The sequence below is a fragment of the Sphingobacterium sp. UBA3519 genome (genome assembly GCF_002377215.1).
Classification (GTDB): Bacteria; Bacteroidota; Bacteroidia; order Sphingobacteriales; family Sphingobacteriaceae; genus Sphingobacterium; species Sphingobacterium multivorum.
Genome location: NZ_DFPI01000003.1, coordinates 15247 through 33877, shown reverse-complemented (window position 1 = coordinate 33877; position 18631 = coordinate 15247). Strand labels below are relative to the sequence as shown.

At 39.5% G+C, this 18631-nt stretch carries 18 protein-coding genes; 8 read left to right on the top strand and 10 right to left on the bottom strand.

Going from position 1 to position 18631, the window contains the following annotated elements:
• Positions 1-20 precede the first annotated feature (20 nt).
• Complete coding sequence (locus B3297_RS01515; protein ID WP_286778305.1) at positions 21-1709, top strand: GMC oxidoreductase; 1689 nt, start codon at positions 21-23, stop codon at positions 1707-1709.
• A gap of 21 nt (positions 1710-1730) precedes the next feature.
• Positions 1731-2300, top strand: a complete 570-nt coding sequence (locus B3297_RS01510; RefSeq protein WP_070561079.1) for a gluconate 2-dehydrogenase subunit 3 family protein — start codon at positions 1731-1733, stop codon at positions 2298-2300.
• 37 nt (positions 2301-2337) lie between these two features.
• Here B3297_RS01510 and B3297_RS01505 read toward each other — a convergent pair whose 3' ends face one another.
• On the bottom strand, positions 2338-2874 hold the full coding sequence (locus tag B3297_RS01505) for a hypothetical protein (RefSeq protein ID WP_139144872.1): 537 nt from the start codon (positions 2872-2874) through the stop codon (positions 2338-2340).
• Positions 2875-3140: 266 nt separating this feature from the next.
• Between B3297_RS01505 and B3297_RS01500 the strand changes: the two genes are divergently transcribed.
• Complete coding sequence (locus B3297_RS01500; RefSeq protein WP_046672841.1) at positions 3141-4163, top strand: bestrophin family protein; 1023 nt, start codon at positions 3141-3143, stop codon at positions 4161-4163.
• Between the two features lie 6 nt (positions 4164-4169).
• Here the strand turns inward: B3297_RS01500 and B3297_RS01495 are convergent, their stop codons facing one another.
• Positions 4170-4628, bottom strand: coding sequence for an Lrp/AsnC family transcriptional regulator (locus tag B3297_RS01495; RefSeq protein WP_070561076.1), 459 nt, complete (start codon positions 4626-4628; stop codon positions 4170-4172).
• A 144-nt stretch (positions 4629-4772) separates the two neighbouring features.
• Between B3297_RS01495 and B3297_RS01490 the strand changes: the two genes are divergently transcribed.
• Complete coding sequence (locus B3297_RS01490; RefSeq protein ID WP_070561075.1) at positions 4773-5978, top strand: aminotransferase class I/II-fold pyridoxal phosphate-dependent enzyme; 1206 nt, start codon at positions 4773-4775, stop codon at positions 5976-5978.
• A 73-nt stretch (positions 5979-6051) separates the two neighbouring features.
• Here the strand turns inward: B3297_RS01490 and B3297_RS01485 are convergent, their stop codons facing one another.
• The 5 genes from B3297_RS01485 to B3297_RS01465 form a co-directional block, all read right to left on the bottom strand.
• Positions 6052-6780, bottom strand: a complete 729-nt coding sequence (locus tag B3297_RS01485) for a M1 family aminopeptidase (protein ID WP_070561074.1) — start codon at positions 6778-6780, stop codon at positions 6052-6054.
• A 261-nt stretch (positions 6781-7041) separates the two neighbouring features.
• Entirely contained in the window at positions 7042-9258 is a 2217-nt protein-coding gene (locus B3297_RS01480) for a hypothetical protein (RefSeq protein ID WP_070561073.1), read from the bottom strand.
• Between the two features lie 2 nt (positions 9259-9260).
• Positions 9261-10133 (bottom strand): ABC transporter ATP-binding protein, encoded by an 873-nt coding sequence (locus B3297_RS01475; RefSeq protein ID WP_070561072.1) that lies wholly within the window; start codon positions 10131-10133, stop codon positions 9261-9263.
• 69 nt (positions 10134-10202) lie between these two features.
• Positions 10203-10409, bottom strand: coding sequence for a helix-turn-helix domain-containing protein (locus tag B3297_RS01470; protein ID WP_286778304.1), 207 nt, complete (start codon positions 10407-10409; stop codon positions 10203-10205).
• A 3-nt stretch (positions 10410-10412) separates the two neighbouring features.
• Entirely contained in the window at positions 10413-10928 is a 516-nt protein-coding gene (locus B3297_RS01465; RefSeq protein ID WP_070561071.1) for a DUF2975 domain-containing protein, read from the bottom strand.
• 317 nt (positions 10929-11245) lie between these two features.
• On the opposite strand from B3297_RS01465, the gene B3297_RS01460 reads away from it, so the two are divergent.
• Entirely contained in the window at positions 11246-12430 is a 1185-nt protein-coding gene (locus B3297_RS01460; RefSeq protein ID WP_070561070.1) for a metallophosphoesterase, read from the top strand.
• Positions 12431-12579: 149 nt separating this feature from the next.
• Here B3297_RS01460 and B3297_RS01455 read toward each other — a convergent pair whose 3' ends face one another.
• Positions 12580-13224: an ankyrin repeat domain-containing protein gene (locus B3297_RS01455; protein ID WP_201303541.1), complete on the bottom strand. Its 645-nt coding sequence runs from the start codon at positions 13222-13224 to the stop codon at positions 12580-12582.
• 390 nt (positions 13225-13614) lie between these two features.
• Here B3297_RS01455 and B3297_RS01450 point away from each other — a divergent pair, with 390 nt between their 5' ends.
• Both B3297_RS01450 and arr read left to right on the top strand, forming a co-directional pair.
• Positions 13615-14841 carry an amidohydrolase gene (locus B3297_RS01450; RefSeq protein WP_175441938.1) on the top strand — a complete coding sequence of 409 codons (1227 nt, stop codon included), beginning with the start codon at positions 13615-13617 and terminating at the stop codon, positions 14839-14841.
• A gap of 268 nt (positions 14842-15109) precedes the next feature.
• A complete protein-coding gene (gene arr, locus B3297_RS01445; protein ID WP_083295751.1) occupies positions 15110-15853 on the top strand; it encodes an NAD(+)--rifampin ADP-ribosyltransferase in 744 nt (247 codons plus the stop codon).
• A gap of 32 nt (positions 15854-15885) precedes the next feature.
• Here arr and B3297_RS01440 read toward each other — a convergent pair whose 3' ends face one another.
• Both B3297_RS01440 and B3297_RS01435 read right to left on the bottom strand, forming a co-directional pair.
• Entirely contained in the window at positions 15886-16470 is a 585-nt protein-coding gene (locus B3297_RS01440; protein WP_070561069.1) for a hypothetical protein, read from the bottom strand.
• A 234-nt stretch (positions 16471-16704) separates the two neighbouring features.
• Positions 16705-17271, bottom strand: coding sequence for a YceI family protein (locus tag B3297_RS01435; protein ID WP_286778303.1), 567 nt, complete (start codon positions 17269-17271; stop codon positions 16705-16707).
• A gap of 199 nt (positions 17272-17470) precedes the next feature.
• Between B3297_RS01435 and B3297_RS01430 the strand changes: the two genes are divergently transcribed.
• Positions 17471-18526 carry an NAD(P)-dependent alcohol dehydrogenase gene (locus B3297_RS01430; protein ID WP_070561202.1) on the top strand — a complete coding sequence of 352 codons (1056 nt, stop codon included), beginning with the start codon at positions 17471-17473 and terminating at the stop codon, positions 18524-18526.
• The last annotated feature ends 105 nt before the right edge of the window (positions 18527-18631 follow it).

Here is an 18631-nt window from a genome sequence, read left to right as displayed (position 1 = left end):
AATAAACCAATTATAAATAAATGGCAAATAATGTTTATGATGCAATTGTCATCGGGTCTGGGATCACAGGTGGCTGGGCAGCCAAGGAGCTAACAGAGCGTGGACTTAAAACCATAATGTTAGAAAGAGGACGCAATATTGAGCATATCAAAGATTACCCATCACCCAATAAAGATCCATGGGATTTTCCGCATCGGGGCCGGGTGCCATTGGATCGCGCCCAGCACTACCTACCTTTTGGAATTAAAAATCAATGGATGAATGAAGGGAACATCGACTTTTGGACTAATGAGACAGAGAGTCCGTATAAGGAGATAAAACCCTTTAATTGGTTCCGGGGTTATCACGTTGGCGGGCGTTCGCTTATGTGGGGACGGCAGAGTTATCGTTGGTCGGATGTTGATTTTGAAGCAAATAGCAGAGACGGACATGGCATTGACTGGCCCGTACGTTATAAAGAAATAGCACCTTGGTATAGTCACGTTGAAAAATTTGCCGGCATTTCGGGTAATAGAGACGGTATAGCGGTGTTGCCTGATGGTGAATTTATGCCACCCATGGACATGAATATCGTGGAAAAAGACCTTGCCGCACGCTTAAAATCGCATTATCAGGGAAAACGACATTTTATAATTGGCCGGGTAGCCAACATAACAGTGCCCCACCATGGCCGTGTTAATTGCCAATACCAAAATAAATGTTGGTTGGGTTGCAATTTCGGCGCTTACTTTAGCACACAATCTGCAACATTGCCTGCAGCAGTGAAGACAGGGAACCTTACCTTACGGCCATTTTCAATTGTAAAGAGTATTATTTACGATCGTGATACCCAGAAAGCTAAAGGAGTAGAAATTGTTGATGCGGAGACGAATCAAACCTATGAGTATTTTGCTAAAATCGTCTTTGTATGTGCTTCAACGTTAAATTCCACCTGGGTATTAATGAATTCCGCTACCAATGTATGGGAGGGTGGGCTTGGAAGCAGTAGTGGTGAACTGGGACATAACCTAATGGATCACATGTTAAATAGTGGGGCTGGGGGAAGAGTAGAGGGATTTGAGGATAAATATATTTTTGGACGACGGGCCAATGGATTATATGTGCCCCGATTTGCCAATATTGCCGGCGATACCAAGAGGAGAGATTACGTCCGTGGTTTTGGCTATCAGGGTGGGGCTTCGAGGGGACAATGGTCGGGTAAGGTCGATAATAAGAGCGTGGGCGGCGCTTGGAAAGATGCTATCGCCGAGCCGGGCAGCTGGGGAGTGGGTTTCAGCGCGTTTGGTGAAATACTCCCATATCACGAAAATAAAGTCCTATTGGATTCATCGGTAAAAGATAAATGGGGACTTCCCGTATTGGCAATAGACGCAGAGATTAAGGATAACGAGCGGAAAATAAGGGTTGATGCAAGCAATGAAATGAAGGAAATGTTAGAATCTATCGGTGTCAAAGACGTAACAACCTACGATAGCGGGTTTAGTATGGGACAGGGAATTCATGAAATGGGAACAGCACGAATGGGAAATGATCCGAAAACCTCGGTATTAAACAAATTTAACCAAGTATGGGATGCTAAAAATGTTTTTTTGACAGATGGGGCCTTTATGACTTCTTCTTCCTGTGTGAATCCATCGCTTACCTATATGGCATTTACAGCTAGGGCAGTAGATTTTGCTGTAAATGAATTAAAAAAAGGGAATCTTTAATTATTTTATGATGTAATAGTTATGAATAGACGAGAAGCAATACAACGTGTAGCCATGCTCATGGGCGGAACAGTTATTGGTGCTTCATTATTTTTGGAAGGATGCCAAAGGTCTGCTTCGAAAGATATAGAAATGCTCTTTGATTCAAAATCAATCGATTTTTTGGGTGATCTCGCTGAGGCCATTCTTCCTAAAACCACTACACCGGGGGCGAAGGAAGCTGGTGTAGGTTCTGAGATTCCCGTTCTGGTGCGAGACTGCTATAAACCTGAAGAACAGCAGGTCTTTCTGGCTGGAACAGCCGGAATTGACGAACGTGCCAAGAAAGAATTTGGACGCAATTTTCAGCAACTCGAAAAGAAAGACCAAACGGCCTTTGTCGATATTTTGGACAAGGAAGCGCAGGATTATGACGAAAAGAAATCCGCTAACGATCTACCTCATTTTTTCACACTGTTTAAACAGCTTACTCTCCTTACATTTTTTAGCTCAAAATTGGGAGCCACGGAAGTATTCCGTTATGTGAAAATCCCAGGGAAATATGATGGCGATTTCCCTTATCAAAAGGGTGACCATGCCTGGGCAACCTAGCTAAAAATCGTATAAATTTAATATTGACCCCTTGTCCTTAATTGGCAGCGGGGTCAATTAAAGAGGTTGTCAAGCCTATGAACTTTAACAAATTTTTGCTATCGAAAAGTAGAGTGGTAAAATGTGTCCCTGTTTTCATCGTCAGTCTGGTACCGCCCGGAAACGAGCTTCCCGCATCAAGTTTTTGCTTTTTGACATGGTGTTGGCTGAATTTTGAAAGAGCCTCTTTGACTGTTGTTTTATTGATCGCCAGATCAAAAGGTAATCCTTCGACAATCAAAAACTTGTCTTCTGGTATATCAAAAAATAGTTCATTGACGGATTTATCAGCCCCATAATTGCTATAAAGTTCTAAACCGGATTTTGTGATCCATTTTGCATACTTTTCTTCGTTGGCATCTTCATAGAATTCTGTTTTCACATTCAATGTAGCAGCAATTTTATCCACTGTCTGTGGAAATACAAATTCACTGTTTTTATTTAACAATGATTTTAAGTCGGCTTTATTCTGCGCGAAAGTCGTTGCCGCAAAAAGGAAAAGACCTATATTTAATGTTAGTGCTTTTATCTTCATCGTATCTTTGTTATATCTTTGGCAATTGTTTTTATCCGTAAGATTAAAATTAATCAAATACATAAAAAAATACAATAGTTCTTTATACTTGTTTTATTAATCAGTAATGGAATGATGGTAATGTTGTTGTAGTTGTTGGACCTATCTATCGCGCTGAAATTAGTTGATCAAATATCGTTATGCCGAAAACAATTTGAAGTATTGGACAGTTACAATTTAAATTGTACTTTCATAGCGTTTTTAATAAAGGAAGATATTTACTTTTTATGATCACAACCAAGTATTTCAACTATCGACAAATATTTAATTTAGCGGGCGCACATTTAATATGGCTGACGCTTTGGTGTTCTTTGGTGGCGGTCATTTATTATTTTTTCAATTGGCAGTGGATGATAATTCCGTGGGTGCCATTGGCATTAATCGGAACGGCCGAATCTTTTTACGTTGGTTTTAAAAATAATCAAGCCTATGACAGGCTTTGGGAAGCCCGAAAAATCTGGGGTGGAATTGTCAATTCAAGTCGTTCGTTCACGGCTATGTTATATGCTTTTGATACCCAAGACGGTGATCATACCGATTTGGAGGAACGGAGGAAAAGAATCGCCTATCGTCACATTGCCTGGCTCTATACTTTTCGTGAGCAGTTGTTGGTCCCGACAGAGTGGGAGCATATCAGCATGAAAAAACATTTTGGTTCAATGAATGTGAAACGGAACAGGTTGATAAAGGCTGGCTTTCCAGATTATAGTAGAACTTCGATTTTTTTGCGTAAATATCTTTCTGCGGAGGAGTTTAAGTTGCAGAGCGAATATAAAAATTTTGCGACTTATTTGATTTCTAAACAAGCAAAAGAAGTGAATGCGTTGAAAAATGATCAGATTATTTCGGATTTTAACCAAACGCAACTGCAGAATTGCCTGAATCAATTTTACGATTATCAAGGACAGGCAGAAAGGATCAAAAAATTTCCATCACCTAGGCAGTTTGCCAGTACAGCCTTTGTCTTCAATGTTATTTTAATCATTCTACTTCCTTTGGGCCTCGTGAATGAATTTGCGAAATTAGGGGACTGGGGTATCTGGACCAGTATTCCTTTTTGTGTGGTCATAGGATGGATTTATATTGTGATGGAATTGGTCGGCGATTATACCGAAAATCCTTTTGGAGGTCTGATGTTTGATGTACCGATGCTTTCCATTTGTAGGACCATTGAAATTGATTTATTGCAGATGGTGGGAGATGAGGATCTTCCGGAAGCTATTGCATCGAAAAACGGTGTGTTGGTTTAGAACTTCTTACAGATCTATTACCAATGTATTTTTTACCTCAGCGATCATAAAGGAACTGTGGGTGCTTGCAATGTGCTGTAAGCTAGTTAGTTTTGTTAACATGAAGCTGCGATAGTCTGCCATGTCCTTGACACAAATCTTGAGGATATAGTCGTAGTCGCCACTCACGTGAAAACACTCGGTTACCTCTTGAAGGTTCATGACCTCTTTTTCAAACTGTAAAATATACTCCTTTTTGTGCTGTGTTAATTTTACGTGGCATAATACGAGGAAATCTTTTGCTATCTTCTTTTTATCAAGTATGGCGACATAGCCTGCGATAATTCCCGTATTTTCGAGCTTGCGGACTCTCTCATAGACTGCTGTCACGGACAAGTTCAGCTTGTAGGACAGTTCTTTGGTCGTTTGTTTCGCATCTTCTTGGAGAAAACGCAATAACTTAAGGTCAATTTCGTCAAAGTGCATAGATTATTTTTTTGTGTTTGGTATCAGTTTTTAAAGTGTTCAGATGTTTTAACTAATTATTGTTGATATAATAGATTTATATTCTAATATAGATAAAAATACTTGTGATATAATCTAAAATATCTCAATTTTAAAGATAAAAATATGGATAATTTTAATGCAGCAAATGAAATTCAAGATTTGCAATACTTTGGAGAGTTTGGAGGTGTGAATCCGTCAATTTCAGACAGCTCTACCTATACCTTTCTTTCCGCTAAAAAAATGTTCGACACATTTGAAGGAAATGCAGAAGGCTGTTATCTCTATTCAAGACATTCCTCGCCAATGAATTTGTATTTGGCGCAAGCTTTAGCAAAAATGGAGAATACCGCTGCGGCCAATGTAACATCTTCGGGTATGGGAGCGATCACAACAGTTCTTTTACAGTTATGTAAAAGCGGCGACCATATTATTTCCAGTAGGACGATCTACGGTGGAACTTATGCCTTTCTCAAAAATTTTCTCCCACCTTTCCAGATTGAGACAACATTTTTGGATATTAATGATGCCCACGAAATCGAAAGATCGATAAGACCTAATACAAAGGTGCTGTATTGCGAAAGCGTGAGCAACCCTTTATTGCATGTGGCTGACTTAAGAAAACTTTCAGCCATCTGTAAAAAACACAAGCTAAAACTGATTGTCGACAATACGTTTTCTCCGTTGTCTATATCGCCGATACTTTTGGGAGCAGACATTGTCATCCATAGTCTAACGAAATTTATCAATGGCAGTAGTGATACAGTAGGTGGGGTTTATTGTGGAAGTCAGGAGTTTATTAATGAAACGAAAAATGTGAACACAGGGACCTGTATGTTATTGGGACCAACGATGGACAGCTTACGTTCGGCGAGTATATTGAAAAATTTAAGAACACTTCATATACGGATGAGACAACATAGCTATAATGCGATGTATCTTGCCGAACGGTTTGAGAAAGATGGACTAAAGGTATCTTATCCGGGCTTACATTCGCATCGAGATCATGAATTAATGAAAAGTATGATGCATGAGACCTATGGTTTTGGAGGCTTAATGACAGTTGATGTGGAAACCACTGAAAAAGCCAATGAATTAATGGAACTGATGCAGGCTGAAAATTTAGGGTATTTAGCCGTCAGCCTAGGATTCTATAAGACGCTATTCTCCTGTTCAGGTAGTTCTACGTCATCAGAAATTCCTGAAGAAGAGCGCTTAAAGATGGGTATTTCCGATGGATTGATCAGGTTTTCCATTGGCCTAGATCAAGACATTGAGCGCACTTATCAAAAAATGAGAGCATGCATGCAAAAGATTGGGATTCTACAATAATGCGGATAATCGCCATTAGTTGAATAAAAAGTTCACGACGACAGAGAGGATCCGTAAACTGTTTCGACATTTTCTACAAAAATAGTTTACGGATGTTCTTGTGCAATGCTGGTTCGCTGATCCTGAGAAATTCATGAATTAGGTCCTTACTTGTGGGCGGTCGATGTGGAAAGGCATAGTGCTGTAAAAAAGTCCTCAAAGCAGTATTTATTTTTTGTTCACCTATCAATTCATGTAATTGATACATGGCTAAAAGGCCTTTATAATAGGCAACGTTTGTATTTCCAGGGGATACTCTCATTAAATCTTCGTCTACACTGTTTGCTTTTCCAATGTCATAAAGATCTTGATACATTTTGACCATTTTCTTTACTCCTTCGGGACCATGTTTGTGTTTATAACACATTAATTCGGTATACATAGCGAGCGTTTCTGTTAGCATTGTAGCGCCTTCTCTCCGGTCATCGGGGTCAATTTGACTGTTACCCCACCATTGGTGCGATAACTCATGGCCGGCAAGTTCATTAATGACGTCTCTTGTTTTTTCGCGACGTAGATCTGAATGAAAGGTCATGTTCTCATTCATAAAAATCATACCGGGATAAGCCGTCGCGTTAAATCCACTAACAAATCCAGATATTTCGACGAAACGTATGCTTTTAAATGGATATTTTCCAAAGTTGTTTTGACAATAGGCTAAAGTTTGCTTTGAGTCGTTTATAAGTTGTTTAACATTCTCCGCGTGTTTGCTGTCATAATATACCTCGATGGATATATTGTCGTAAGAGGATTTTTCAACCATATATACAGCTGATGATATACCGAAACGGAAGGGAATTGGTCCTGTTGATTTATAGTGAAAAAAGTTTCGATTTCCTTTTTGCCATTTTCTGATAAATTCTCCAGTCGCGATACAGGTTTGGTCACTGTCACTCGAAATAATTGTTTCAAGGTCGACATATCCATAGTCGTAGGGAAGAGCATCAGGCTGTTCTAACTTTTTTAAAGCGCTTGCTTTTCCCAGCGCTCGCTTTTTACGCTCAAGTGGGTCTTCTATTTCATTTTATTGCTGATAACCAAATATGGGGTAATAGCGACTGATACGCATAAAAGAACCATTAGCTAAGATAGCATTCATGGGATCGTGACGATTGAACGGTGTCCATTTGTATTTTATTGTAAATTCCATTGTAATAGAATCTCCAGGCATGAAGGGGCTTGTTAGTTTAAATCGGTGGTGACCATAGGTGCTGTCGGTAGCTTTTTGTACGGCGCGGTCTATGTTGACATGTGCTAATTCCATAGCAGGATCCGTGTAAAGTAATAGACTATCCAGCGGAGCGGCTGATTTATTGACTAGCTTATATAGACCACTAATGATATATTCATTTGACGTCGGATAAAGATCTATTTCGGTTTTGACCGAAACGATCGTTGGCTGGGGAATATGCTGATAGTGCCTGTATTTCTGTTCATAATGTTGCATCCAATCTATTTCCGCTGCTGAATTGCCGACTTGAGTTCGCTGATAGATGAAATGGCCTGAAATCAACAAGACAGCAACCATTAACACAGCGAAGACCTTTAACTTTGAATGCGATTTTAAGTTTACTGAAAAAGATCTTGCCTTTTGCCGGGTGAGCGTTGTGCCAATAGCGATAAGGGCCGAAAAGGAAGTCCAGTAGATCATTTTAAAGCCAAATGCATGCAGATAGGCGCCAAACCCATTCATGTCGCCGCTATAGTTTAAGGGTGATTTTGCAAAACGGAAAAGTGGATGCTCTATGCCAAGCATGGTACCAATAAAGGAATTGGTCAATGCAAAAAACAAGACTGTCAAAAGTAATGCTGGATATTTTAGTCCCACAATAGTCTGTATACTGATAATAACTGAAGCATCCAGTAGAGATGGGACGCCAAGGATATAAAAAAGACTTAGATATAGATTCCATTCAATTTTTGGATATTGGAATATAAGTTGAAGAACCATGCATTGCAGAATGCTTATTGTAATAAGTAATAATGCAATACAGCACAACGAGATCCACTTGGCCAGCATGACAACTGTTACTTGTACTGGAGTGCTGTCTTCGAGTACATATATCCGCGTACTTCGAGATCTCCAGACTGTTTCCATGCCATAAAAAGATAGGACGGAAAGTAAAAAAAGAGGAAAGCTATTGATGATGTTCCGAACCATTAATCCCGTGCTGGCATAGCGTTGTGGTAGGCGCATTCCTGCATCGATGTTACTGTATATTTCCATACCTAGAAAAAACAACCATAGCGCAATGACAACGACAAAGGGTAAACCTTTTAGTAGGGCTCGAAGGTCAATCTTTAGAAAGCTATAAAGCGTATGCCAATCATAAAGCCAACCTTTTTCGGATATGCTTATTTGTCCCCTAGGAAGGATTGGCTGGTTTCCAGCCTTTTGCAGCGGCGGTTTTATATTCTTTTTTGTCGTGCAATGAAAACGTGCTCGACGGATCGCAAGTAACGTCAATGCAGATGAAAATACAAGTAGACCAATCCGGTTTATCAAAAAATTTCCTTTGAGCTGGAGCAATGTCGAGTTTTTCAAAGCTGGGCTCCATGACTGACATTGTTCAAAGAAAGCAGCCAGACCAAAAGGGTCGACTATGGCCATCCGGCTCATGGTCTCGGAGGAAACGGGGGATGCGTTGGCAAATAATGGCGAATTCGAAAATAAAGAGACAGCGAAGTATAGGATATAAATGAAAACTCCCGAAAGAAAAACAAGCATTTTACTACGGCTGGTCCAAGCAATTGCACTAACAGTTGCGGTGCAGAAAAAAATATTTGGAAGGACGAGTAGTATATAGGGCTGTAGGTAGTTGAGCATACGGAATGGCATAAATTTCTCATGTTCATCTCCTTGTGAAGCATGACCGAACATCAGCCCAAGGATAAAGAATAGAAATGTAAGGGCCGTGATCAGAAACACCAGCACAAAACGACTCAGTTGAAAAATATTTTTATTGACAAGGGTTGTATACAGGAGTGATGAAAATCGTGCATCTATTTCACGTAAAAATATTTGTGATGAAAAAATAACGATAGTAAAGATATTCAATAGCGATACTAATCCTATGGTGTAAGTTAACACAAAGGGAGAATTGGCGTAAACACCGGCAAATGAAAAAGAAGCTATGACACTAACCCAATAACCAAATGCAAAAAAACAACATAATAGTGCCAGAAACCATTTTTTTGGAAAGTAAAAGCTGACTTCCAGTAGAAAGTAGTCGATAAACATGGCTATACAATTTGAGATAAATGTGTGAAATAGACATCTTCAAGATCAGGTTTAATTTGCTCAAAACCATTCCCTGGGCTTTTTGTGGCATAAATATGGACGTCTAGCCGCCCCCCGTGTAATTGGGCTGATAAGGTGTGAAAATTTTCGTTAAAATAACGTAATTCATTCTTGTCAATCGTTTTTGCCCAAATACGGCCTTCCAACGATTTTAAAAAGTCGTTGGGTGCGCCATTGACCATCAAACTTCCGTTATTGATAATGGCCATTTGAGCACAGAGGCTTCGCACATCTTCCACTAGATGTGTTGAAAGGATCACTATCATCTGTTCCCCGATTTCACTAAGTAGATTGTTGAAACGATTGCGCACTTGCGGATCGAGGCCCGCTGTGGGTTCGTCTACAATGATAATTTGAGGCGAACCCAACATCGCCTGCGCAATACCAAAACGTTGCCGCATTCCTCCCGAAAAATTGTGAACTTCTTTGTCACGGAATTCGTAAAGATTTACACGTGCGAGCAAATCTAATATATGTTCTTTTCGTCCCTCTTTTTTAATTCCTTTAAGTACGGCAAGATGATGCATGAGTTGATAAGCCGACAGATGCGGATATACTCCAAAATCTTGCGGTAGGTAACCGAGCTGTTTTTTTATAAAAGAGGGCTCATTTAAAATATTGACATCATTCAATACGATGGAACCGGTATCTGCCTGTTCTAAGCCGGCAATGATCTTCATTAATGTCGATTTTCCAGCTCCATTTGGACCTAGCAGTCCAAACATGCCCTGACCGATATGTAATGAAAGTCCCGTAATTGCTTTCATCCCGTTAGGATACGTTTTCGAAAGATTCTGGATTTTTAACTGGTTCATAACAGACTTGTCTTTATACCCACATCGCAATCTGGGCCCTATTAATATTTAATGTCATGGTTTTATGCGCTAATCTGGCACGAATTCCAATATATCACCTGGTTGACACTCCAATACAGTGCATATCGCTTGTAGCGTTTCGAAACGTATACCTTTTGCCTTTCCCGTTTTTAATACCGAAAGATTACCTTGTGTAATGCCGATTTGTTCTGCAAGTTCTTTGCTTTGCATTTTTCGTTTGGCCAGAATTACATCTATATTTACAACAATAGCCATGTACTAGATATATAAATCTTGTTCATCCTGTAAATGGAGGCCTTGCCGGAAGATTTCCGCGAGGAAAAAAACAAAAATGCCTAAAATGAAATGTACAGCAATGAGTATGGCAATACCCCCTTCGACTGTAACAAATACTGCAGCAATAGCCGTGCAGACGATTGGTAGCAATATATTTAACCTGTAATATCGTTTGAGTATAAGCAGGTGGAATTTGGTAAATAGCTTCCTTCGGGTAAACAATTTAAATATTTGCGCAGACAAGAGAAAAAAGATGGTATAGAATGACAGGGGTAGTAAGAATGAAAATACTTTGTACGATACGTTATTATCCACATTCATCAAGGGCGTTATGGTAAATGGATAGTTGATATGAAGAAACATCCCATTGCCATAGGATGCTGTGTTCCAGCCTGTCAGCAGGCATATCAAGGCATACAGGGTTATGATTAAATATAAGCTCCCTAAAAGTGAAGTTATATAGAATAAGATTCTGCCGATTATTTTTGTCCGGTTCATTATGTAATAATTTGGTTTGATACTGTAAATATATAAATAATTACCGTTATACGGTAATTATTTATTAAAATAGAATATTTATAGAGAAATGATAGGATGCTCAAACACTTACATTGACTTTGGCGCCTGCGAGAATGTGGAGCTAGTGCGACATATTGACAGGAATTTAAATCGATCGTACAACCCTTATATCGATCCCTGCCAACAGCGATGCGATTGTCACATAGACATCACTATTTAAGAGGATAAGGGCTGTAAAAGTTAAAAAATATCTTTTGGCATATCATTAGTGATTTAAAATCAATACTTTAATCACTATGGCAAAGAGACTCTTACTGATAATATTCCTATTCGTTTTGGGAGATATCTATTTTTTTCAGGCGTTTAGTACGGTTATTCATGGTTCAATTTGGCACAACATGTATTGGGGGATTGATATTCTGCTGTTTTTGGGTGTTTTTATTTTAATTTTTTTACGGAGAACGGGTTATGATGTCCAGCGGACCGCCACAAGTCTGATCACAGCATTTTTAATTGTTTTCATCCCAAAATTGCTTGCAGTGCCCTTTTTATTTGTTGAAGATCTTATGCGTATTTTTAGTTCCTTTCCTCCACGAAGTCTATTTTTGAGTGAAATTGTATTGTTTTTGGCGGGAGCCATGCTGTTGGTTATTTTTTTCGGTTTAACGAAAGGTCGTTATTTTTATAAAGTGCGTGAGGAAGTCTTGACTTTTCCTGATCTACCTGCGGCGTTCGACGGTTTTAAAATTACACAGCTGTCGGATATTCATTCAGGGAGTTTATCTGATATCAAAAGAGTACGTAAAGGTATCGAATTGGCCAATGCACAAAACAGTGATCTGTTATTGTTTACGGGCGATCTAGTCAATAATAAGGCTTCCGAAATGGAACCCTGGGTTTTAGACTTCAATCGATTAGAAGCTCCTTCGGGAAAGTTTTCTGTCCTTGGAAATCACGACTATGGGGATTATGTGCAATGGGAAAGCATGAAATCAAAAGCCTTAAATTTGAATAGGCTCAAGGAAATTCATCATGAAATGGGGTTTAAATTGTTGCTAAACGAATCGATAGCTATAGAAAAGCAAGGTGAGCGTATCTCGTTAATTGGTGTTGAAAATTGGGGAAAAGGAGGGTTTCATCAATATGGCGATTTGGCTAAGGCAACTCTTGGATTAGAAAAAGATACGTTTAAAATTTTAATGTCTCATGATCCTTCACATTGGGATCATGTTACTTTGGACTATGATCAACATGTCCATTTAACGCTGGCTGGTCATACACATGGTATGCAGTTTGGGATAGAACTATTTGGGTTAAAATGGAGTCCAATTCAGTATTTTTATAAACAGTGGGCTGGACTTTATCAAAAACAGGGAAAATATCTTTATGTCAACCGTGGTTTTGGTTTTCATGGCCTAAAGGGGCGGATAGGTGTTTGGCCGGAAATTACAGTTATTACATTACGGAAAAGCGTTGCCTGATATTTCGGTATGAGATACAACACTCATCTATTAATCGATAAGGTTCATTTCCTTCAATTGGTGAAACATACACTGATCTGCAGCATGGTGAGATCCTTACTGAAATTTTATTTAAATTTGACCATTTAATGGAAGATGAACCTTGATATTTATAATGTTAGTATCTTAACAATTTCATTGAAGCCTCTTTGTTGTGCGTGTTGCAACGGGCTTGTGCCATTGAAGTCCGGAATATCTAATTTTGCTCCGGCATCTTTTAGAATCTGAACGATTTCCTGATATTTTTTGCTTCCGTCACCGAGTATAATTCCTTCCATCAAAGCGGTCCATCCTAAGCGATTGACATGATCTAACGGAAAATTTTTAGTATTGGCCAATAATCTTACCGTTTCTACATGTCCACGTTCACATGCCGGTATTAAAGCTGTGCCATTATATCGATTAAATAAATCAAAGCGAGCACCGTGATCTAAGAAAAGCTTGACGAGTTCAACTTGCCCACTTGCTCCCGCGTATAAAAGTGGGCTATCCATATTATCAGCCTGAATGTTGACATCGGCGCCATATTCTACCAATAATTTGGCCATTTCAAGAGCTCCATTGTTTGTAGCGATAAGTAGAAGAGTACGTTTGTTCGCATCTTTGCTGTTTACGTTGGCCTTATTTTCTAGTGCTCTTCTTACTCCCTGCAGGTCATTTTTGATGACCAATTGAATAATCTCTTCCTGGGACGAATTTTCAGTATAGGAGTTTTCTGTTAATGCCGATCGGCACGAACTTGTTATGCTCATCATGATCAGGAGTATTAAAGTCGTTTTCATCATTCTATTATGCTGTAATTTTCGATAAACTGTCGAATAAGTTTGACGTCTAGTACAAAAATAGGAGATAGGGCTGTTTTTACAATGTGGTTTTCATTCCATCTGTTGGACAATTTATTACAAGCGTGGATCTTAAATTTCGCTATTATTGGTCAAACACTGGCTGAAAGTGTACTCGTGTAGCTCCTGCTCACACACAATGTTAAGTCAAAGTTTGCGTTGTGATAAATTGTTCAAGCTTCGAGATGTATTCTGCAAAACATCCAGAAAAATCATCGCGACCTTTGTTTTGGTCATACTAAGTCATAAATGCGGAAAAAATAATACCGTTTCCATTGTCTAGTAAATTTTAGAAAAAAGAATATGATCAAAAGAAATATGAAAGCTAAAACATATATTTTAAAAAACGTACGGCTTGAGACGGGATTCGAGTTTGATGGAGAGGAAGTAATAAGTACAAATACCGCTTTATGCTGTGTAGAAGTTGAAGCGGGTAAGATCAAAGGAATCAAACCAAATACCCCAAATGCCAATGGAATCGATGCAAAAGGACATTTGATGTTGCCGGCCTTTAAGGATATGCATGCCCATTTGGATAAAATGTTGTTTGGTTTGCCATGGGAAGCAGTATCTCCCACGCGGCATACCGTAAAAGATATGATCGCGTATGAGCAAAAGATGATTCCTGAATGGTTAAGCACCTCGGTCGAAAGAACGGGCAAAATGCTGAATTTTCTGCAGGCATACGGAACTGATTTTATTCGTTCGCATTTCAATGTTGATCCAACATCTGGACTAAGATCGCTAACAAATTTAGAAAAGGCGCTTGCATCAAAAAAAGACACGGTAGACGTGGAGCTGGTTGCTTTTCCACAGCATGGTCTCTATTATACGGATACCTTACCCATTTTGAAGGATGTTGCAAAACTGGATGCTGTTAGTTTCATCGGTGGAGTAGATCCGTACTCTTTGGACGGAAGTATTGAAAAAAGTATGGAGCAGATTACCCGGTTGGCGCTTGATAACGATAAGGGAGTTGACATACATCTCCATGAAATGGGAGAAAGTGGTCTAAAGACAATCGACTTTTTGATCGACCGAACATTGGAAAACCCCCAATTAAAAGGAAAAGCTTTTGTTAGCCACGCTTTTGCACTTAGCCGTCTCGCAAATGTCGAAGTCGAAAAAATTGCGGCGCGTCTTGCCGAGGCGGGCGTGGGAATCGTCTCCTCAGTGCCTTTTGGCAATATGATTATGCCTATTCCGACACTTCGAAAATATGGTGTGGAAGTTTTGATTGGAAATGACAATATTCAGGATCACTGGAATACCTTTGGTTCGGGAAACATGCTCCAGAAAGCGAATCTAATTGCTGAGCTGTATGGCTATGGAACAGAATTCGGCTTATCCAGAACACTCGCTTTCGCCACACGTTACAAATTGCCTTTGGATAATAATGGAAATCAACAATGGCCGAAAGTGGGCGATGAAGCCAGTATGGTTTTTGTTGAGGCAAGTTGTTCTGCTGAAGCAGTTTCTCGGATTTCACCTGTGACTTCATTGATTCACAAAGGCAATATTGTGTTCTAAAGGACGCCACTATCGGATAATGATTGCGTTCCGAACGCTAACTGCCTTCGGGATTCCAGCAATGTGTCGTTTCCTAAATGCCCAACCAATTGTACGTTATTGCGTGGAGAAATATTGAAATTAAGAGAACAATTTTGTTGAAGAGCCGGTTATCCTCATAACTGGCTTTTCACGTCCAAGGCCTTGCTGTAGAACAGATGTTTTTAAGGAGTGGTCATTTGTAATTGAGGCGAGAATAATGTATGTTGGATAAAAAATAATTTATACGATGGAATTTTCACCATTTAATGAAGTTGTCAAACTTTGTCTAAAAGGAATACAACTGGAAGAAAGCGGTAGAGCGGAAGAATCACTGTCATTTTTTATGCAAGGTTATCGGGAGGCAAGTGATGACCATGAAAAGTTTTTTGCGGCTTATTTTGTATCGCGGCAACAAAAATCGCTGTCTGATGGTCTGAAATGGCTACACATAGCCTTAGAGCATGCATTGGTAATCAACGATGACCGGACGACCAGTGCATTACCCGGATTGTATTTGAAGATTTGCGCCTGTTACACAGGCTTAGGAGAAGAAGCAATGGCAAGTGAGTATGCTCGGCTGGCCTCTTCTTATAAAAATATCCCCTTTGATAAGGGACCTTTTTATCATGGGACAAAAGCAGATGCACAAATCGGCGATTTATTGGTTCCAGGCTTCAATTCCAACTATCAAGCTGACTTAAAAATGAACCACATTTATTTTACAGGCTTGATGAATGGGGCTGGACTTGCAGCGGCACTCGCAAAAGGTGAGCGTAGCGAGCGCGTATTTATTGTTGAACCTACCGGTGATTATGAGCATGATCCCAACCTGACGGATCAGAAATTCCTCGGAAATCCGACACGTTCCTATCGATCTGAATTTCCATTAAAAATTATTGGTGAAGTTGCTAATTGGGCAAAACCCGGCACTCAGGAACTTGAAAAATTTCGTGATAAACTAGACGAGAGTGGCGGCGACATTATCAATTAAGAAATCACGAGTGCCTGCTCCGGCAATCGGAGTTATGTCTTACTGATAACAATCTTGCTGATAACTTCGAAGGCTGAAATTCGATAATCGTCGTCAAAAAATAAACCATTGATATAACGTTGGATCGGATAGAACAGATCGGCTGGCGTATCGCCGAAAAAAGTTTTGAAATCGTTCGGAATAGAATACAGGTAATTGTATTGCCCTTTGCCCAAACTGATTCCGCCGATCTTTTTTAAATAACCGGTTATCTTATGTTTGTATCTATTGGAAAATGCTTCTTCCGTTTCTATGAAATAATCTTCAATATAAAAATTACGGATATCCTGAAGACTAAGGACGCTGTTTGGAGCAGGTTTGATACGTCTTGAATAGGATACATCAACCAAAATACAGCTGGCTTTACGGGCTTGGGTGAGATCGATAAAGTAGCCTTCATCGACCATAAGATGTTTACTGTCTTTATATACGCCGAGAAGCATTTCATTGATCTCGCGATCTGAATAATCTGCTATGTTAGAAGATCTTCCCAACTTTTCAAATGCGAGGCCACTGTCACTCCAATTTTTTCTAATTCTATTAAGCTCGTGCTGTTGAAAAGTTTTTATTTTCTCCATATATAATTTGTCTAACCTTACTTTTGGGAGTTTAAAGATAATTTTAAAACTTTACTTTCGTCAATCTTATCGGTTACTAAGTGCAATTTGAATCAAATCTAATTTAACGGAGTCTTTGTTTGCTGCTGTAGAAATGCGCGGACGCGCTATGTTGAGGAGGGAAGATCATATCGATTCTCGGTACGATGCAATGAAGGAAGAGCCATCTGTATTAACAAATGGCTCTAATAGTTTTTATTTTACAGCCTTAAGTAGGATATCTAAGGTGAATTCATCATCGATAGCGCGATTGCCTAAGTCGGAGAAAAAGCTTGCTGAACGATACTGTATATCAAAGTCCAGTCGATTTACTTTGACTCCGATAGCTTCAGCGGAAAGCCCATCTGCAGTTGTGGTGACTTTTGCTGGAAAGGAGATCGATTTTGTTTTATTCTTGATCGTCAGATTGCCTGTTATGATTGGATTGCCTTTGCTATTATCAACCTTACTGATGACAAATTTACTGTTGGGATAGGCAGGCACATTGAAGAAATCTTCATTTTTTAGTTGCCCGGTCAATTTAGGTGCATCAGTACAAGCCATGGAATTCATATCTATGGTAAAACCACCGCCGGTAATTTTCCCTTTTTCTGTCTGTACCGTTCCTTCTTGTATATTGATTGTTCCCACATGTCCTCCGACAACTTTTTTAGCATTCCATTTGATTGTCGAATTTTGCGTGTTCACTTTGTAGCTTATCTTTTGGGCGAAAGCCATTGATGTTAAGCAAATAATTGCTAGCGTTAGACTGGTTCTTTTCATTGAAATGATTTATATGAACTCAAATATACATGGTCTTGTGCGGATATTTCTATGTTTAAACTTGTTTTTTTGTTTGCGGAGTGTCAATATTGTGTTTGCCTTGCTCTATTCGTCATCAATACCCGCTAACTTAGTACAATATAAAAAGGGGATCGGAGATATCTTCGCATCCAAATTGTGGTCTATAAAAAAAGATAATATGATTAAGTCGAAAGGTTATGCGGCGAAAGACAGCAGTTCTCCACTTGAATACTGGGAGTTTGAAAGGAGGGAGCTTGGTGCAAACGATGTTTTAATAGATATCTTATACAGCGGGATCTGTCACTCCGATATTCATCAAGTACATGACGAGTGGGGTGGTACACAGTACCCAATTGTTCCCGGGCACGAAATTGTCGGTCGGATAAGTGCCGTTGGTAGTGGAGTGACTAAGTTCAAAAAAGGAGACCTGGCAGGTGTCGGTTGTATGGTGGCTTCCTGTGGCGAATGCGATAACTGTAAGTCAGACCAACAACAGTTCTGTTCGGAAAAGAAGACCGTCTGGACTTACAACAGCAAGGATGTGATGCATGATCACAGCTATACTTTTGGTGGTTATAGCAATAATATTGTTGCGGATGCGGACTTTGTGCTGCATGTGCCGGAATCGTTGGATATTAAAAAGGTGGCACCGCTACTCTGTGCTGGAATCACCACCTATTCGCCATTAAAAAGATGGAATATTAGCAAAGGACATAAAGTTGGTGTGTTGGGCTTAGGTGGATTGGGACATATGGCTGTTAAAATTGCAGTAGCAATGGGAGCAGAAGTCACAATGATAAGCCATTCTCCACGTAAGAAGGAGGATGCGGCTCTACTTGGCGCACACAAGTTCTTAAATACGCATGAGGCAGATGAAATAAGAGAATTCTCATCGTATTTTGATTTTATTATTGATACCGTATCGGCACCGCATGATTATAACCTCTATCTTGCATTATTGAAAACAAAGGGAGTTTATATTTGTGTGGGGATTCCAGCTGCGCCCATGGAAATCAATGGACGCTCAATTATGGGGGGAAATAAGATCCTAACGGCTTCCAGCATTGGGGGAATACAGGAAACTCAAGATATGCTTGATTTTTGTGCTGAACATAATATTCTACCCGAAACAGAAATGATTGATATCGACTATGTAAATGAGGCTTATCAAAGGGTATTGGATAGTGATGTAAAATATCGTTTCGTAATCGACATGTCGTCTATTGAAAAGTAATCCAAGAACAGGTCGGTTAAAGAGCCGACCTATTTTTTTAATCGCAATAAAATCTTTACGCGTTTTGACAATTGGATTTGAAGAATGCTGACATGATTCAAGATG

Coding starts and splice junctions, on each gene's coding strand:
- B3297_RS01515 (WP_286778305.1), top strand. CDS start 21: ATGGCAAATAATGTTTATGATGCAATTGTCATCGGGTCTGGGATCACA.
- B3297_RS01510 (WP_070561079.1), top strand. CDS start 1,731: ATGAATAGACGAGAAGCAATACAACGTGTAGCCATGCTCATGGGCGGA.
- B3297_RS01505 (WP_139144872.1), bottom strand. CDS start 2,874: ATGAAGATAAAAGCACTAACATTAAATATAGGTCTTTTCCTTTTTGCG.
- B3297_RS01500 (WP_046672841.1), top strand. CDS start 3,141: ATGATCACAACCAAGTATTTCAACTATCGACAAATATTTAATTTAGCG.
- B3297_RS01495 (WP_070561076.1), bottom strand. CDS start 4,628: ATGCACTTTGACGAAATTGACCTTAAGTTATTGCGTTTTCTCCAAGAA.
- B3297_RS01490 (WP_070561075.1), top strand. CDS start 4,773: ATGGATAATTTTAATGCAGCAAATGAAATTCAAGATTTGCAATACTTT.
- B3297_RS01485 (WP_070561074.1), bottom strand. CDS start 6,780: ATGGTTGAAAAATCCTCTTACGACAATATATCCATCGAGGTATATTAT.
- B3297_RS01480 (WP_070561073.1), bottom strand. CDS start 9,258: ATGTTTATCGACTACTTTCTACTGGAAGTCAGCTTTTACTTTCCAAAA.
- B3297_RS01475 (WP_070561072.1), bottom strand. CDS start 10,133: ATGAACCAGTTAAAAATCCAGAATCTTTCGAAAACGTATCCTAACGGG.
- B3297_RS01470 (WP_286778304.1), bottom strand. CDS start 10,409: ATGGCTATTGTTGTAAATATAGATGTAATTCTGGCCAAACGAAAAATG.
- B3297_RS01465 (WP_070561071.1), bottom strand. CDS start 10,928: ATGAACCGGACAAAAATAATCGGCAGAATCTTATTCTATATAACTTCA.
- B3297_RS01460 (WP_070561070.1), top strand. CDS start 11,246: ATGGCAAAGAGACTCTTACTGATAATATTCCTATTCGTTTTGGGAGAT.
- B3297_RS01455 (WP_201303541.1), bottom strand. CDS start 13,224: ATGATGAGCATAACAAGTTCGTGCCGATCGGCATTAACAGAAAACTCC.
- B3297_RS01450 (WP_175441938.1), top strand. CDS start 13,615: ATGATCAAAAGAAATATGAAAGCTAAAACATATATTTTAAAAAACGTA.
- arr (WP_083295751.1), top strand. CDS start 15,110: ATGGAATTTTCACCATTTAATGAAGTTGTCAAACTTTGTCTAAAAGGA.
- B3297_RS01440 (WP_070561069.1), bottom strand. CDS start 16,470: ATGGAGAAAATAAAAACTTTTCAACAGCACGAGCTTAATAGAATTAGA.
- B3297_RS01435 (WP_286778303.1), bottom strand. CDS start 17,271: ATGAAAAGAACCAGTCTAACGCTAGCAATTATTTGCTTAACATCAATG.
- B3297_RS01430 (WP_070561202.1), top strand. CDS start 17,471: ATGATTAAGTCGAAAGGTTATGCGGCGAAAGACAGCAGTTCTCCACTT.